Annotated in this window: 14 protein-coding genes; 1 reads left to right on the forward strand and 13 read right to left on the reverse strand. The window is 62.4% G+C overall.

Translation table 11 applies throughout. From position 1 onward, the window contains the following. Window positions 1-49: 49 nt before the first annotated feature. From apnL to oiaX, 11 genes are all read right to left on the reverse strand, one after another. Complete coding sequence (gene apnL / locus ACVTFQ_RS20650) at window positions 50-1,927, reverse strand: D-apionate lactonase (protein ID WP_112949643.1); 1,878 nt, start codon at window positions 1,925-1,927, stop codon at window positions 50-52. Beyond that, the gene (locus ACVTFQ_RS20655) at window positions 1,924-2,958 is read right to left on the reverse strand and encodes a Gfo/Idh/MocA family protein (protein ID WP_112949644.1); all 1,035 of its coding nucleotides are present in this window, start codon (window positions 2,956-2,958) and stop codon (window positions 1,924-1,926) included. The genes apnL and ACVTFQ_RS20655 overlap by 4 nt, the downstream gene beginning before the upstream one ends. Window positions 2,959-2,961: 3 nt before the next feature. Then, window positions 2,962-4,026, reverse strand: coding sequence for an ABC transporter permease (locus ACVTFQ_RS20660; RefSeq protein ID WP_018896822.1), 1,065 nt, complete (start codon window positions 4,024-4,026; stop codon window positions 2,962-2,964). Next, the gene (locus ACVTFQ_RS20665) at window positions 4,023-5,567 is read right to left on the reverse strand and encodes a sugar ABC transporter ATP-binding protein (RefSeq protein WP_112435306.1); all 1,545 of its coding nucleotides are present in this window, start codon (window positions 5,565-5,567) and stop codon (window positions 4,023-4,025) included. The genes ACVTFQ_RS20660 and ACVTFQ_RS20665 overlap by 4 nt, the downstream gene beginning before the upstream one ends. A 2-nt stretch (window positions 5,568-5,569) precedes the next feature. Further along, window positions 5,570-6,214 (reverse strand): DUF2291 family protein, encoded by a 645-nt coding sequence (locus ACVTFQ_RS20670; protein ID WP_112435305.1) that lies wholly within the window; start codon window positions 6,212-6,214, stop codon window positions 5,570-5,572. Window positions 6,215-6,298: 84 nt separating this feature from the next. Next, complete coding sequence (locus tag ACVTFQ_RS20675) at window positions 6,299-7,240, reverse strand: D-ribose ABC transporter substrate-binding protein (RefSeq protein WP_018896825.1); 942 nt, start codon at window positions 7,238-7,240, stop codon at window positions 6,299-6,301. 76 nt (window positions 7,241-7,316) lie between these two features. Continuing rightward, a complete protein-coding gene (locus ACVTFQ_RS20680) occupies window positions 7,317-8,144 on the reverse strand; it encodes a phosphogluconate dehydrogenase C-terminal domain-containing protein (protein WP_018896826.1) in 828 nt (275 codons plus the stop codon). Between the two features lie 76 nt (window positions 8,145-8,220). Then, entirely contained in the window at window positions 8,221-8,658 is a 438-nt protein-coding gene (derI, locus tag ACVTFQ_RS20685; RefSeq protein WP_018896827.1) for a D-erythrulose-4-phosphate isomerase, read from the reverse strand. A gap of 55 nt (window positions 8,659-8,713) precedes the next feature. Next, window positions 8,714-9,472, reverse strand: a complete 759-nt coding sequence (locus tag ACVTFQ_RS20690; protein ID WP_112435304.1) for a triose-phosphate isomerase — start codon at window positions 9,470-9,472, stop codon at window positions 8,714-8,716. Between the two features lie 2 nt (window positions 9,473-9,474). Further along, entirely contained in the window at window positions 9,475-10,809 is a 1,335-nt protein-coding gene (locus ACVTFQ_RS20695) for a four-carbon acid sugar kinase family protein (RefSeq protein ID WP_112435303.1), read from the reverse strand. A gap of 4 nt (window positions 10,810-10,813) precedes the next feature. Further along, window positions 10,814-12,073, reverse strand: a complete 1,260-nt coding sequence (oiaX, locus tag ACVTFQ_RS20700; RefSeq protein WP_112435302.1) for a 3-oxo-isoapionate-4-phosphate decarboxylase OiaX — start codon at window positions 12,071-12,073, stop codon at window positions 10,814-10,816. 190 nt (window positions 12,074-12,263) lie between these two features. Here oiaX and ACVTFQ_RS20705 point away from each other — a divergent pair, with 190 nt between their 5' ends. Continuing rightward, a complete protein-coding gene (locus ACVTFQ_RS20705; RefSeq protein ID WP_018896831.1) occupies window positions 12,264-12,974 on the forward strand; it encodes a transcriptional regulator NanR in 711 nt (236 codons plus the stop codon). 117 nt (window positions 12,975-13,091) lie between these two features. On the opposite strand, the gene ACVTFQ_RS20710 is transcribed toward ACVTFQ_RS20705, so the two are convergent. Together ACVTFQ_RS20710 and ACVTFQ_RS20715 are read right to left on the reverse strand one after the other, a co-directional pair. Continuing rightward, a complete protein-coding gene (locus ACVTFQ_RS20710; protein WP_112435301.1) occupies window positions 13,092-14,726 on the reverse strand; it encodes a GMC family oxidoreductase in 1,635 nt (544 codons plus the stop codon). A 13-nt stretch (window positions 14,727-14,739) separates the two neighbouring features. Then, a complete protein-coding gene (locus ACVTFQ_RS20715; protein WP_112435300.1) occupies window positions 14,740-15,267 on the reverse strand; it encodes a sugar dehydrogenase complex small subunit in 528 nt (175 codons plus the stop codon). Window positions 15,268-15,284 lie beyond the last annotated feature (17 nt).

Below are 15,284 nucleotides of genomic sequence, written 5' to 3' on the forward strand. Positions count from 1 at the left end.
CCCGATTGCCGCGCCTGGAAGGCTATAGCTACGCCTTCCAGACGCAAGATCAATCCGAAAGCGCGATGGAGGTCGCCTGATATGGGGAAAGAGTGAGCACGCCGCCCATCAGCGCGTCGGAAAGCCGGAGCGATCCGAGATCAACCTCCTGGTCCTGGCCGGTGATGTTGACGATCCAGAGTGCCGACGCCGTCGCCGTCTTTGTCGCGAACGCCAGAACGCGCGATGGGTTGGAAGAGAGGCACTCCCGCCACTCGGTGCCGGCGAGACCGGCGAGTGTCTTGATCGCGTTGAAGAGCGGGCGGCGTCCATCAGCGGTGAAGGGCTCATTCTGTCCGGCAAGGAGCCCGAAACTCCCCGTCAAAGCCGAGAGCGTCAGGCATTCCAGCTCGGCGTCCAGTACCTTCGACACATAGCCCATGGCGAAGGCTTGCGCGAAGAGCCCGTTGTGACGCGGATCGGTGTTTGCCATCGGTATCCGGCCGCCATTCGGATTGTCCATCGTTCGGCTTCCGTAAGGATTCTGCCGCATGGGAATGGTCGATGGGCCGATACGGTAGGGCTTGTCGCCATAGATGGCGCGGACCGATCGGGTGATGAAGGGCAGGGCCTCCAATGTCTGCATGACGCTGAGGTCGTCGGCGGCATGGACGATCGGGTTGGTGCAGTGGCTGATGAAGGAAAGCGGTTCGGAAGGAACGCGCTTGCGGTTGAGCTCGGTGAAATAGCTGAGCATGCCGCCGCCGATGCGAATATCGGGGAATACCGCATGCGCGGCGTCGTAGACATCTTCGAGCGGCGGGCATTCCGGCCACTTGCTGCCCGGCGGTGTCGATTGGCGATCGACCGATGGCGAGATTATGATCGCGTCCGGCTTGAAGCCCGCATCGCGCATCTGCGTCGCGATCAGCGTGGTCTCGTCGAGGAGCGGCTGCTTGCACGGCAGGGCGATCTCGAGCGTCGACGTGCCCGGATGAAGCCTGGTCACCTCGGCGAAGCGCTTGAAGGCTTCCGCCCCATGCCCCGCTGCCGGGTCGAAGTGGAAGAGCAGTTCCTGCGGCTTGATCTCGGCGAGCACGGCGCTTGCCTTGACCACGGCGCCTGCTTCTTCCGGCGTGACGATCACGCCGATCGCGGGCATGCGCCCACGCCGCTCGCCGAGCGTCAGTGTCGTCAGCGACGAATGCCCATTCGTCGTCGCGGCCAATGGCTTCGGGCGCTTGTCGGCAATATCGAGGACGATGCGCTGCGTGACCGTTTCACCGGCCGGTATCACGTAGGGCCAGGGCAAAGCGAGCGGGCGCACATAGGTCTTGTAGGAGGCATCCGACCAGTTGCGCTGGTCTTCCATCTCGAACACGTCACCTTCCATGCCGCACCGCGCTGTCACGTTGGTCATGACGGTATGGGTAATCGCGCTCATGTTCATGAACGGCTGCCACGGCTCGATCAGATCAGGGAACCGCGTTTCGACGCGCTGTCCGTCGGCATGCTCGACCGTGACAGGCGTGCCGGCGACGCCGACGATCGGGTGGAGAATGCAAAAGCCGCAGCGGTTCGTCTCAAAGCCCGTGCCCGAGATCGCATCGGCCTCGAAAACGAGGGGCGAGCCGGCTTGCGCCGAGATCCGTACGCCGATCGACAACTCGGTCGCATCCGGCCCCTTGCAACGGGCGGTGTAGCGGACCGAAAAGGCATCGTCTCCCTGCTCGATTGTCAGGTCGGCGATCTCGGGCGAATAGGTGCCCCAGTCGCGATCGCGCACGAGATAGGAGACGGCGCGCAGGACTTCCACGCCGTCATAGGCGATCGTGCGCAGATTGCCGTCACTGAGAGCAGCAGTCAGCCTGCCCGCAGTGAGGCGGACCGGCTTCTGCTCGAGCGCATGCGTTCCGTAAATCCGGAAGCTGTCCGACGGCGTGCTCATCGCAGCATCGCCTTGACATCAACCGTCTGGCCGCTGGCGGCGCTGTCATAGGCGGCCTCGACGAGCGCGAAGGTCTTGAGATTGTCGGCGCCCGAGGTCGAGGTTTCGCCGCCGGAGGCTAGGCGCTCGGCCCAGTGCTGCTGGATGGCGTAGACGCTTTCCTGGATATTGTGCCAGGGGCGCGATGCCCAAGAGAGCAGCGTCGGCGACACGTCCGAGATCTCGGTGCCGTTCTTGCCGGTCACTTCGAGCTTGTAGCCCTGCGACAGGCGGATGCTGCCTTCGGTGCCGTCGAGTTCGATCAGCGTCTCGGGGAAGGGCTCGGTGGAGAGCTTGGAGGCATAGCTGACATCGACGACCGAGGTCGCGCCGTTTTCATGGTCGAGCAGGACGGTGGCGACGTCTTCGCCCTTGATCTTCGGGTTGACCCGCTTTGTGCGGGCGCTGAGCGCCGTCACATCGCCCAGGATATAGCGGGCGATATCGAGCGTGTGGATGCCGAGGTCTTCGATGATGAAGCGCTCGCCCTCCGCCAGATAGGGCTGGCCCGAGAAAACGTCATAGCCCGAACGGAACGAGAAGCGGCCCCAGAAAGGCTGGCCGATCGCGCCGGATTCCAGAACCTTCTTCACGGCCTGGATCGGCGTCTGCCAACGGAAGTTTTCGTGCACCATCAGGGGTAGCCCGGCATCAGCGCAAACCTTGACCATGGCCTTGGCGTCGTCGAGCGTTTTTGCGAATGGCTTCTGGCAGATTGCCGGCACATTGTGTGCGGCTGCCATCTCGACCAAAGCGCGGTGGCTCTGGACGGTGGTGGCGATATCGACGAAATCGAAGCCGCCATCGGCGAACATCTGGGCAGCATCACTATAGCGCCTGTCGATGCCGAACTGGTCGCCGACGATCTTCAGCCGCTCGGGGTCGCGATCGCAGATCGCCACGATCGAAGCCCCGGCCACGTCCTGCCACGCATGCATCTGGTTGACCGCGAAAAAGCCGCAGCCGATGAGTGCGCCATTCAATTCCGTCATTGCTTACCCTGCCTTTGCCATTTGCATGAGAGTCACGCGCTGTTGCAGACGGCGCTGGGCCTGATCCACCACAACCGCGATGATAATCACCAACCCCTTGATGACCATCTGCCAGAAGGACGAGACGCCCATCATGACCAGTCCGTCCGACAGGATGCCGATGACGAAGGCGCCGATGATCGTGCCGCCGATCGTGCCACGCCCGCCCGACATCGAGGTCCCGCCGAGAACCGCCGCGGCGATCGCGTTGAGCTCGAAGCTTTCGCCGGTGGCCGGATGCGAGGCCATCAGTTCGGACGAGATGATGAGACCGACGATCGCCGCGCATAGGCCCGAGAACATGTAGACGAAGATCTTCACCACATCGACCCGAATGCCCGACATGCGCGCCGCACGCTCGTTGCCGCCGACGGCGAAGATATGCCGGCCGATCGGCGTCGAGCGCGCCACGTAGGCGGCAATTAGGGCGAGCACGATCAGAATCCAGATCGAAACCGGCAGGCCCAGCATGCGGCCGGCGCCGAAGACGTCGAAGCCCGTCGTCATGTATTCCGGCTTGCCGACGAGATTGGGGAAGGTCTGGCCGTCGGAGGAGAGCAACGCGAGGCCGCGTGCGATATAAAGCGTGCCGAGCGTCGCGATGAACGGTGCGACGTTGAGCTTGGTGATCAACAAGCCGTTGATCAGGCCGATCGCCAGGCCGACGGCCAGCGTGATCAGCACGATCTCATAGATGTTGAAGAAGATCGTGTAGCCGATCGGCAGTTCCACGCCGTTGAGGATCAAGGCGCCGGCGACCATGCCACACAGACCCACGATCGAGCCGACCGAAAGGTCGATGCCGCCGGTGATGATCACGAAGGTCATGCCCATCGCCAGGAAGGCATTGAGCGCGACGTGCTTCGACATCAGGATCATGTTGGCCGTGGATGTGAAATTCGGCGCGAAGATCGCGAAGAAGATGATCACGGCAAAAAGGGCGATGAAGGTTCTGAGCTTCATCAGCGTGAGAAGAATGGAGCCGCTCGAACGCTTTGCCCCGAATGTGGATGAGGTGTCCGCCGTCATGACGCGAGCTTTCCCTGGTGTCCGTGACCTTTGGCAGATGCCGCGATGATAGCCTCTTCCGTTGCTTCGCTTCTGTCGAAGACGGCGACCAGCTTGCCGTTGCTGAGAACGGCGATGCGGTCGGAAAGGGCCATGACCTCTTCAAGGTCTGAGGTTGAAAACAATATTGCGAGGCCCTTGGCGGCCAGTCTGCGCATTGTGCGGAACACGTCCGCCTTGGCGCCGACGTCGATGCCGCGGCTGGGTTCGTCCATCAGGAGAACCTTCGGATTGGTCATCAGTGCCTTACCGATGACCACCTTCTGCTGGTTGCCGCCGGACATCGAGGTGACCTCGAACTCCGGGTTCGGCGCCTTGATGGAGAGGTCACGGATCATGTCGTTGATGCCCTGCCTTTCGGCGCCGGCCTTGATGTGAAAGATCCGGGTGAAATGATCGAGGCTGGCGAGCGTCAGATTGCTGGCGATGGAGAGCACCTGCACCAGTCCTTCGCGCTGCCGGTCCTCGGGGATGAGGGCAAGCCCCTTCCTGATCCGCCCCGTCGTATCCTGCGCGCGCACCTCCTGGCCATCGATGAAGATCTTGCCGGTCGAGTGCTTGTGACGGCCGATCACGCATTCGAAGAACTCGCTGCGTCCAGCCCCCATCAGGCCGTAGATACCGAGGATCTCGCCCGCGCGCACCGAGAGCGAGACGTGGTCGACGGCCAGGCCGCCGGTTCTGCGCGGGAGGCTGATCTCCTCGGCGCGGAAGGCTTCCGGTCCGAGCTCATGGTCGGCCGCCTTGGCGAAGTCCTTGGCGTCGGAGCCGATCATCGAGCGGACGATCCACTTCGTGTCGATGTCGCGGACCATCGCATGGCCGGTGATCTGGCCGTCGCGCAGCACGGTGATGTAATCGCCGATCCGCATCAGCTCTTCCAGCCGGTGGGAGATATAGACGATGGCGACACCCTGTGCCTTCAGTTCGGCGATGACCTTGAACAGGATCTCGACCTCGGCCGCAGACAGCGCCGATGTCGGTTCGTCCATGATCAGGATGCGGGCGTTGAGCGACATCGCCTTGGCGATCTCGACAAGCTGCTGCTGGCCGATCGGCAGGTCCTCGACCATGGTTTCGGCGTTGATGCCGGCATCCAGACGCTTCAGAAAGGCGTTTGCCTTTTCGATTTGCGCCTTGTGATCGATGCCGCGAATGCCGCGGGTGATCTCGCGGGTGGCGAAGATGTTTTCGGCCACCGTCATGTTGGCGAAGAGGTTGAGCTCCTGGAAGATCATGCCGATCCCGTGCGCCTGCGCGTCGGCCGGACTGTCGAAGGAGACCGTCTCGCCATCGAGGACGATACGTCCAAGCGTGGGCCGCTCGACGCCGGCGATGATCTTCATCAGCGTCGATTTTCCAGCGCCGTTCTCGCCGACCAGCACGTTGACCGCGCCGCGCCTGAGCTCAAGATCGGCGCGCTTGACGGCGACGATGCCGGAATAGACCTTGGAGACCTCTTCGAGGCGAAGGATAACGTCGTGTTCGATCGTCTCGCTCATCGCTACGGCCCCACCGTCAGTTCGGCCGGGGTCACCAGCGGCAACTGGCCGGATGCCGGCAGCGGGAAGGCGCCGGTGACCGTCACGGTCTTGCCGGTCAGACCGTCGCGCGGTAGCGGCGCCAGGAGCGCGGTGTTGATCTTCTCGTTGAACGCCTTGCCGAATTGCGCCCACTCGATCTGGTTCTTGAACTCGTTGAAATTGACGAATTCAAGCGTATCGCGCAGCGCCGTTCCGCGCACGGCGGGACCGATCTGCACCTTGGCGTCGGCCTTGCCATCGCCATCGGCGTCCAGATCGATCGTGGCCGCGCGCGACGCAGTATCGGCGGCGACAACCTTGCCGCTCAGCTTGACCGCATAGGTCCAGGGCGCACTCGCCTGCTTGCGTGTGTTGCCGTATTTCTCGCCGGCCTGATCCGGGCTCGACGCGGCAAGTGCCACGACGTCCTTCAGCTCACCAGCCCGCTTTTGCAGATAGGGAATTGCCTGCGACTGCCAGATGGCCTCGACCTTTGCCGCAGGATCGAAAGCGCTCTTGGCCGTTTCCGCAGCCTTTTCTTCCGCCGTCGGCGTTTTGATGATTTTGCAGCCCGGCAGTGCCATCGCAAGCAATGCGATCACAACCGCGCTTCTGACCCTCGCCATCCACGAAACTCCAATCTTATGGAATAGGATAAAGAACGAAGAGCGCAAATGAGTGCGCTCTTCGCCATTGGTCTCAAGCTGTCGTTACTTGGCGATCGCGAAGGTTTCGAGCTTGGAGGCGTTGTCGGCGTTGATGAGAATGCAATCCATCAGCTGCTTCTCTTCCTTGGGAAGAGTCTTGTTCTTGATGTAGGCATCGGCCTGCTCGACAGCCATCTGCGCCTGCGCGTAGGCGGGCTGCAGAACGGTGGCCTTGATACCGCCGGACTTGATGGAGTCGCGGACGTCGTTGGAGCCGTCGAAGCCGACGACGATCACGTCCTTGCGGCCGGCGGCCTGCAGAGCGGCGATGGCGCCCATGGCCATCGTGTCGTTGCCGGAGATGACGCCCTGGATATCCGGGTTGGCCTGCAGGATGGTTTCCATCTTGGCGTAGGCTTCCGTCTGGCTCCAGTTGGCCGACTGCTTGGCGACCGACTTCAGATCCGGATAGTCGTCGATGACGTCATGATAGCCCTGCGAACGGATGCCGGCATTGGTGTCGGATTCCTTGCCGACGAGCTCGACATAATTGCCCTTCTCGCCCATCAGCTTGACGAACTCCTGCGCACCCAGCTGGGCACCCTGGTAGTTGTTCGAGACGATCTGCGCTGCGGCAACACCCGTGGCGTTGATTTCGCGGTCGATGAGGAAGGACGGAATGCCCGCGTCCTTGGCCTTCTTGACGGCGGCAACGGTTGCATCGGCGCCGGCGTTGTCGAGAATGATGGCCTTCGCACCACGACCGATGGCGGTGTCGATCATCTGGGATTGCTTGTTGGCGTCGTCGTCATGGGTCATGACGAGCGCTTCATAGCCCAGTTCCTTCGCCTTGGCTTCCGCACCAACGGCTTCAGCCTTGAAGAACGGGTTGTCGTGTGCGGGGGTGATGATGGCGATCAGGTCCGCCGAAAAAGCGGGCATGGCAACGCCGAATGCGAGCGCGCTGGCAAAGGCAGCGACGGTCAGTCTACGTGTCAGTCTCATTGGTTTCCTCCCAAAAGAAGCCCTGTTCCCAGCAGGGCGGTGAAAGGGGAGGGGTTGCCCCCTCCCGGGATCGGTATCAGGTGATACGCTTGATGCTGTCAGCGATCTCCTGAGGTTCGAAAACGCGCTTCCAATCGTCCTTCATCAGGGCGGGAATGCCGAATTCGATAGCCTTGTTGCAAGCGTCCGAGAACACACCCTGGACTTCGCCGAAGATGACGGCGCCGAGTACGTTCAGGTGGCCGAGCAGGAAGTCGCGCGCAGCTTCTTCCGGAACGCCACGGGCGACGCACTCATCCATGGCCTGCTTCATGACGACGAGCAGCGAAGCGGCAACGGTCTCGGAGAGACCCGGCTCCAGCATCGCCATCTGCTCGACGGTGACGCGGTGCGAGCGCATGACCGGTGCCCAGATCGTCTTGGCGATTTCTTCGCCAACGGCGTAGGCTTCTTCCGGACCCTGCATCAGAGCCGAAACGATATGTTGCTTGGCGAAGAGGCCGCCGAAGTGGTCCTTCTTGGCCTGCATGTCGGTTTCGTCGTTGAAGATCGGCGGATGGCACGGATGCGTGACGAAATACGTCAGGTCAGGGCGCTCAGGGAAGTGGCCAGCGAACGGCGCGGCAGCGTCGAGCGCGACAACCATGGTGCCGGCCTTGAGCTTGTCGTTGATGCCGGCGGCAACCTTGCCGATGTGCGTGTCTGGAACGGCCAGGATGACGACGTCGACGCCATCAAGCGCAACGTCTACGTCCACGGTCGAAAGGCCGAGATCGTCCTTCAGGCGTGCCTTGCCGATATCGCTGATTTCGACGTGGCGAACGTCGTAGCGCGAACCCTTGAGGTTCTTTGCAAGCCGGTAGCCCATTTTGCCGCCGGCGCCGAACAGAGCAATGGAAGTCATGTTTCCTCACTTCGTGTTTTGCTGGAATTGTTAACGTTGCTGGTATGATGAGTCAATCACCACCCCAGAATAAGTATTACTTAACCGCGTCGAGCCTGTTGATGGCGTCGACGTTGCCTGCGGAAGCGCCCTTCGGATCGAATTCGGAGGCGAGCCAGGTGTCGACGATCGACTTGGCAAGTTCCGGACCGATCACGCGTGCGCCCATGGTGATGATCTGCGCATTGTTGGATTTCGCGGCGCGCTCGGCCGAGTAGGTGTCGTGCGTCAGCGCGGCGCGAATGCCGGGAACCTTGTTGGCCGAGATCGAAACGCCGATGCCGGTGCCGCAGATCAGGATGCCGCGCTCGTGCTGGCCGTCGACGATGGTCTGCGCGAGGTTCTGCGAAAGGTCGGCGTAAAAGCCGGCCTGGCTGAGATCGTGCACTTCGAGGCCCGCCTTGGTGGCGAGGTGGGCGGCGATCACGTCAAGCAAGGGCTTGCCGGCGCTATCCGCTCCGATGGCGATTTTCATGGTCCGTGTCCTTTCAATCATTCGGGGGCTGGATGAGTGGAATTGGTGGCTGCGATCAGATGACCGCGGCAACGCGCTTCAGAATGTCGAGATAGCCTTCGACGGCCCAGGCAGAGCGGCCGATGAACAGCCCGTCGATGTGCGGCTGTGAGATCAGTTCCTCGCAATTGCCTGGATTGACGCTGCCGCCGTAGAGAACCGGAACCGCGCGACCGAGCGCCTTGGCGGCCACATCGGCGATGCGCGCGTGGCGCTCGTCGGCGTAGTCGGCGGTCGCCGGAATGCCATTGACGCCGATCGCCCAGACCGGTTCGTAGGCAAGCAGAATTTCCGCGTCCTTGCCTGATGTGGTGACGCGCGCCAGCGCGCCCTCAACCTGCCGCTTCAGCACCGCGTCGGCATCACCGGCATTGCGCTCGGCAAGGGTCTCTCCGATGCAGATCAGCGGGATCAGGCCGTGGTTGACGGCGCTTTCTACCTTCAGGCCGACAGTTTCGTCGGTCTCACCGAAGTGCTCGCGACGCTCGGAGTGGCCGAGCTCGACGATGTCGAGGTTGCAATCCTTCAGCATCGGTGCCGAGATCTCGCCGGTCCAGGCGCCGGCCGCGTCCCAGTGCATGTTCTGCGCACCGACCTTCACCGAGCTATCGGCGAGAGTGTTCTTGACTTCACGCACCGCCGTGAAGGGCGGGATGACGAAGCGCTGGATATCGGCGTGGCGATCGCCATCGGCAGCCGCAAGCTTTTCGGCAAAGGACAGAGCCTCGCCCAGCGTCTTGTTCATCTTGAAGCTGGTGCCAACCCAGTAGCGCATGTTCAAGCCCTCCGTCCGTCGCGGATTTGTGCGAAATAGCCGTCGGTTCCGACCTGGCCGCCCTTGAGCGCGATCTGCAGTCCGTTGGTCGGCGCGTAGTTGCCGTGCGCGATGCAGAGTGGCGAGCCGGGGGTCTGCGGCAGTGGCAGCAAGGTCGTCAGAGCGTCCACACGCAACTGCTGCAGCGCGTGGCTCGACGTGTCACCGCCGGCGATGACAGCGCGGGGCAAGTTTTCGGTCTCGATCAATCGGCGCAGGATGGTGCCGAGAGCGGAGCCGAGGCGATGGCGGGATCCGGGAATACGATCGATATCGGTGCCCTTGTCCGACGATGAGCCGAGCGCCGTGTGCAGGATGACGCTGCGGCCTTCCTTCAGGCGCTGGACGCCCTCGGCGACAGCCGCGTCGATGGCGCGGTCACCGCTTTCGCCGACGAGATCCAGCGGATCGACGGCGATACCGTCAAAGCCGTTTTCCGTCGCGTTGCGGATCTGCCGTTCGGTGGTGGGCGAGACGCTTCCGGAGACGACGGCGAGGCGATCGACCTTGCCCGGCTCGGTGAAGGTCGTCGGTTCGCCAAGCAGGCCTTCAGCCTTCCATGCCTGCAACAGCGCGTATTCAACGCCCGACGAGCCGGCGGTGAAGAGGCCGCCGTCGCGCTTGGCCCGCCAGACCTGGCGGCCGGCGAGAGCCTGCGACTGGGCGCTATCCACGTCGATCAGCAGGATGCCATCGAGGTCCGCGATCGTCTTGTCGATGCGCTGGTCGGCATCGGCGGCTGCTGTGGTAACGAGATCGGCGAGCGCTACGGGCAGCGCCGTCTGCTTTGCCAGATGCAGCGTCAGGTCGGCTTCGGCCATCGGCGTTACTGGATGGCGGCTCATGACGGGATGGCGGTCGATACGGTAGTAGCGATCCTGGTAGGCGGCGAAGAGATTGCCGAATGCTGTGAAGCGCTTCAGCTGCGGGGCGCCGACGATGACAGGCACGACCGGCTGGCCATAGAGTGCCTTGCCGATTTCGATCGCCTTGCCGATGTTGCCAATCGCTGGGCTGGAATCGAAGGTCGAGCAGACCTTGTAGTGGCAGATGTCGGCGTCAAGCACCTTCAGCCATTCAAAGATCGCCGGCAGATGCTTCTCCATCCACTCCGGCGTTTCGCTGCGGCTGGTGCCGGCAATGCCGAAGGCGCGGTAATCGGCGAAACGCTTGGCGGTCTCGGCGCTGGGGATGCCGAGAAACAGCACGGTCGGTACGCCGTTGGAAGCGAGCGCTTCCATGACGTCGGCCGAACCGGTGAAATCGTCACCGTAATAGGTAAGCAGAGGTTTGGTCATGGTCTCAAGCTGCCTTGCCGTCGCCGAACTTCGCGATCGAGGCCGCGAGTTCCGGGTGATCCTTGGCGTATTCGTCGAGCGGGATATCGGCGACTGCCGCCTGCCAGGCCTGCTGCACGGCACGTACGCCGGCCGCCGGACCGCCCGGATGGCTGACGATGCCGCCGCCGCATAGGTAGAGCAGGTCGGTGGTGCGGCCGGTGCGGTTATAGGTGTCCGGCGCCTGGCCACCCCATTGGCCGGAACCTGCGACCGGCAGCGGGCAGTCGGCCTTGCTGAACAGCGGCGTGCTGACGGCCTTGAAGGATTCGACGAAGCTGTCGTCCGGTTCCCAATATTTGATGCGGATGCCGTTGATCTGGAACTGGTCGACGCCGAGCAGGCGCCAGAACTGCTGATAGACCTTGAAATCGAGGCCGGCGCCCGGATCGCGGGTCAGGATGTCCCAGCCGTTGCGGTGCGCATGCAGAACAAGGCCCGAGCGCTTGCGCAGGAAGCTCATGCCGCCGAAGCCGATCGAATTGATATTGACGACGGCGCAGTTGCCGCCGGCCTTCAGGACGAGATCGTGATTGCGCATCATCTCATCCGGATCGGCATGCGAGATGCCGAAGGCATACATAACCTTCTTGCCGGTCTTCTGCTCGTGATCGAGGATCTTCGGCATGATGGCTTCGACGCGCTCCTTGAGCGGCGAATAGGCGGGGCTCATCAGCTTTTCGTCGTCCTTGATGAAGTCGACGCCGGACTCGATCAGTTCGCCGACGAGCTCCGCCGTCTCATGCGGACGCAGGCCGAGCGCCGGCTTGACGATCGTGCCGATGATCGGCCGGCCTTCGACGCCGGTCAGCCGGCGGCTGCCGGGCAGGCCGAACTGCGGGCCGGGATGGGCGGTGGCGAATGCTTCCGGCAGCTTCATGTCGACGATGCGGATGCCACTCATGCCCTTGATCGAGAATACGCCGCCGATGGCGATGGTCATCAGGGCGGAGAGATCGGTGCCGATCGCGTCCATCGGGAAGGCGATATCGGCGTCGGCGCGGTGGATGGGGCCGCTGCCGGGCGCGACTTCAGGCCAGGTCGGGTATTCCGCATCGGGCAGGTGGCGGATGGCGATAACGCGTGCCGCGACGCGCGCCTTCAGCTCTTCCGTCTCGCCGGGAACGGGGACGAACGTGCCGGTCGACTGATCGCTGGCGATCTTGGCGGCCATTGCCTCGACGCTGCCGGTCGTTTCGATGCGGTAGGTAACTGTGATCATCATGAGGTTTCGTTGCTCCTCCTGCCTAGGCCGAAAGTTTGCCATGGCGTCAACTCATGAACTGGTATAATGAGTATTCCAATTTCTGCAATGAAAATTTTTTGAAAGAGCACTGACCGATTTCAGACGACGGCCTTTCGTGCCGGGACGCTAGCATGCATAAAGGAGGGATATTGTGAGCCAGCGAGACACCATGAATCAGCCAATCGAACAGATCGTGCGTCGCAAACTATCCGATGAGGTTTTTGATCGACTGGAGCGAATGATCACGTCCGGCGAGCTTCGCCCTGGCGACGAAATGCCTTCGGAGCGAGTGCTGATGGAGCGCTTCGGGGTGGGAAGGCCGGCGATCCGCGAGGCGATGCAGTCGCTGGCCAACATGGGCTTGGTCAACATATCGCACGGAGAGCGCGCCAAGGTTCTGCAACTGACCGCAAGATCGATTTTCCGCCAGGTGGATCTGACGGCAAAGATCATGCTCGCGCAATCCGCCGACTCGCTCGATCATCTGAAGAGCTCACGCATCTTCTTCGAGCGCGGCATGGCGCGCGAGGCGGCGGTGAAGGCCACTCCCGCCGACATCACCGATCTCCGCGACATCATCGAAGAGCAGCGCCGGTCGCTTGGCAACGCGGAAGACTTCATCGCCGCCGATATGCAGTTCCATACGCGTATCGCGCAGATCTCCGGCAACCCGATCTTCGTCGCCGTCAGCGAGGCAATGCTGGCATGGCTGAAGGCCTATCACACGGACATGCTCATCTGGACCGGCAAGGAGAAATTCACGCTGGTGGAGCATGAGCAGATCCTCGACTGTCTGGCGGCTAACGATGCGAATGGCGCGGAAGCCGCGATCTTGAAGCACCTCGAGCGCTCCAGTGCGCTCTATACCAATCGCGACTGACGTCGCTTTCATCGGTGGATACGAAAACAGCGACCGGCCTGCGAGGCGGTCGCTGTTTCTATTTTAGGATTGGGAAGGTCTCGACCGGTACGGCCAAGACCTTCTTGAGCGCTGAAATCAGATCTCCTTGATCAGCTGCTCGGCAATACGCACGCTGAGCGCCGCGCCCGTCAATGTCGGGTTCATGCACGATGCCGACGGCATGACGCTGGTGCCGGCGATGAACATGTTCGGGTGGTCATGCGTACGGCAATCGCGGTCGACGACGCTGTCCTTCGGATCGTCGCCCATCCGGGTCGTGCCCATGACGTGCTGGCGGTTCTGCCACTTCACGTCGGTCGACAGAACCTCGGCGTCGAGCAGCTGGGCGATCTTGTTCAGATCTTCCAGGCCCCTGTCGCGGCCGGCGTTCCAGTAATCGGTGACCGAATAGTAGAGCACCGGAACCGGGATGCCGAGCGCGTCGAACTTGGTCTTCGACGGCGTGACGCGGTTTTCGGCGAGCGGCAGCGGCTCGAAATCGATCGCCCAGTTGAGGGAGCGGGCCGAGTATTTGCGGATTTGCTCGTCGAGCTTGGAGCCCATGATGCCCTTCTTGATGAAGCCTTCGGTCATCTGGGCTGTCGGTACCGTGTTTCGCACCTTGATCTTGTAGCTCGGGTAATCCTTGCGGAAGGCGCCATCGCGCTGGTTGAGATAGACCAGCAGTTCGGTCGGGCCTTCGCCCGGCCACATGTCCTCCTTGGTCAGCATGTTCATGCTGATGCCGGTGTGGTCCATGAGGTTGCGGCCGACCTGATCCGAGGAGTTGGCGATACCGTTCGGATATTTGTCCGAGGTCGAGATCAGCAGCAGCTTGGCGGACTCGATGCCATAAGCGGCAAGCACGAAGTAGCGCGCCGTCAGACGATGCTCGGAATTGTCTGGCTTCTTGTACCAGACTGCAGTGATCTTGCCGTCATCGCCGGCTTCCACCTTGTAAACAGGCGAGTTGTCCAGCAGCTTGGCGCCATGGCGTTCGGCTTCGTCGATATGCATCGAGCCGTCGTACTTGGCGCCGATCGGACAGACCGGGTTGCAGTTGTTGTTGCCGGCGCAGACCGGGCGGTTGCCGTAGGGACGCGAGGCGCGGCCATGCGGTTCGAGCACCGGGTTGAAGCCGCCGACCGATAGCTTTTCCGCCAGCGTCGTGAACATGTAGCTGGAATTCAACTGCTTCATCGGGAATGGCATGGAACGCGGCGGCATCGGGCCACCGCCCTGGCCGCTTTCGTCCTGGCCGTCCGTGCCGGTGACGCCGAGCTCCAGCTCCGCCTTGTTGTAGTAGTCTTCGAGATCGTCATAGCCGATCGGCCAGTCGCGACCGCGACCGTAGAGCGACTGGATCTTGAAGTCGTTGGGGATCATGCGCCAGAGCGCCGAGCCAAAGTGCCAGGTCGTGCCGCCGACGACGCGCAGGTAGGAGGTGTTGTACTTGACCGGGCCTTCGTACTGCAGATAGTCGCCATAGGTGGATGGCGCCCAGGGCATGCTTGGGAAGGGGGAACCCGCGCCCTGCAGCTTGGCGTTTGCCAGCGAGAGCTTGACCGGAGCGTTGCGGAAGGTCTCGACGATCTCGCGGCGATCGACACGCGGGCCGGCTTCGAGAATGATCACCTTCTTGCCGGCCTTGGCGAGCTGCGCGGCGACGATGCCGCCCATGACACCCGATCCGATAACGATCAGGTCCGCATCATATGCGTCGTTTGCCATTGTCTTTATCCTGTCAGATCTTGCTGCCGGGCTTCGGTCCCCAGGCGTTCGGGCCGGGACCGTAGGTCGGAGTGGGAAGGAGGCCCTTGGTCGGGCGGTACATGAGCGATTTCTCGTAGGTGATGAGTTCCGCGTCCTGCGGTTCCCCGACCACGCCGAGATACCAGGCGGAGACGATCTTCGCGGAAGTCTTCATCTCGGGATCGGCGGGCTTCGTCGCGAGAAAGCCATCCATGTCCTTGGCGCCCGACTGGCTCACAGCCTGCTGCAAGGCTGCGATGTCGGCCTTCAGCGTCGCGCTGCGCTTGGAGAGTGCTGCGAAGAAGCGTCCGCCGAGCACCGGATCGAGCTCATAGCCGGTCAGGAATTCAGAGAGCTTGGTAAAGCCCTGCACGTCGTCGTCGGCTGCGAACGCCGATACGGGTGCCGCGAAAGAGGAGAGGACTGCCAGTCCTCCAACGGCCACGGTGGCGCGCAGGAGGTCTCGGCGGTGGAGGGGACGGCTCACGATGGAGCCCGCATTGTTCGGGTCGATTGGCATCGCTGATATCCTCGATG

The sequence above is a fragment of the Rhizobium sp. O111 genome (assembly GCF_055616315.1).

What these genes read in the sequence shown, in the direction of transcription:
- ACVTFQ_RS20655 (WP_112949644.1), bottom strand. Translation starts at nt 2,958, where the DNA reads ATGACGGAATTGAATGGCGCACTCATCGGCTGCGGCTTTTTCGCGGTC.
- ACVTFQ_RS20705 (WP_018896831.1), top strand. Translation starts at nt 12,264, where the DNA reads ATGAATCAGCCAATCGAACAGATCGTGCGTCGCAAACTATCCGATGAG.
- ACVTFQ_RS20665 (WP_112435306.1), bottom strand. Translation starts at nt 5,567, where the DNA reads ATGAGCGAGACGATCGAACACGACGTTATCCTTCGCCTCGAAGAGGTC.
- ACVTFQ_RS20680 (WP_018896826.1), bottom strand. Translation starts at nt 8,144, where the DNA reads ATGACTTCCATTGCTCTGTTCGGCGCCGGCGGCAAAATGGGCTACCGG.
- ACVTFQ_RS20690 (WP_112435304.1), bottom strand. Translation starts at nt 9,472, where the DNA reads ATGCGCTACTGGGTTGGCACCAGCTTCAAGATGAACAAGACGCTGGGC.
- oiaX (WP_112435302.1), bottom strand. Translation starts at nt 12,073, where the DNA reads ATGATGATCACAGTTACCTACCGCATCGAAACGACCGGCAGCGTCGAG.
- ACVTFQ_RS20695 (WP_112435303.1), bottom strand. Translation starts at nt 10,809, where the DNA reads ATGACCAAACCTCTGCTTACCTATTACGGTGACGATTTCACCGGTTCG.
- ACVTFQ_RS20710 (WP_112435301.1), bottom strand. Translation starts at nt 14,726, where the DNA reads ATGGCAAACGACGCATATGATGCGGACCTGATCGTTATCGGATCGGGT.
- derI (WP_018896827.1), bottom strand. Translation starts at nt 8,658, where the DNA reads ATGAAAATCGCCATCGGAGCGGATAGCGCCGGCAAGCCCTTGCTTGAC.
- ACVTFQ_RS20670 (WP_112435305.1), bottom strand. Translation starts at nt 6,214, where the DNA reads ATGGCGAGGGTCAGAAGCGCGGTTGTGATCGCATTGCTTGCGATGGCA.
- ACVTFQ_RS20715 (WP_112435300.1), bottom strand. Translation starts at nt 15,267, where the DNA reads ATGCCAATCGACCCGAACAATGCGGGCTCCATCGTGAGCCGTCCCCTC.
- ACVTFQ_RS20675 (WP_018896825.1), bottom strand. Translation starts at nt 7,240, where the DNA reads ATGAGACTGACACGTAGACTGACCGTCGCTGCCTTTGCCAGCGCGCTC.
- ACVTFQ_RS20660 (WP_018896822.1), bottom strand. Translation starts at nt 4,026, where the DNA reads ATGACGGCGGACACCTCATCCACATTCGGGGCAAAGCGTTCGAGCGGC.
- apnL (WP_112949643.1), bottom strand. Translation starts at nt 1,927, where the DNA reads ATGAGCACGCCGTCGGACAGCTTCCGGATTTACGGAACGCATGCGCTC.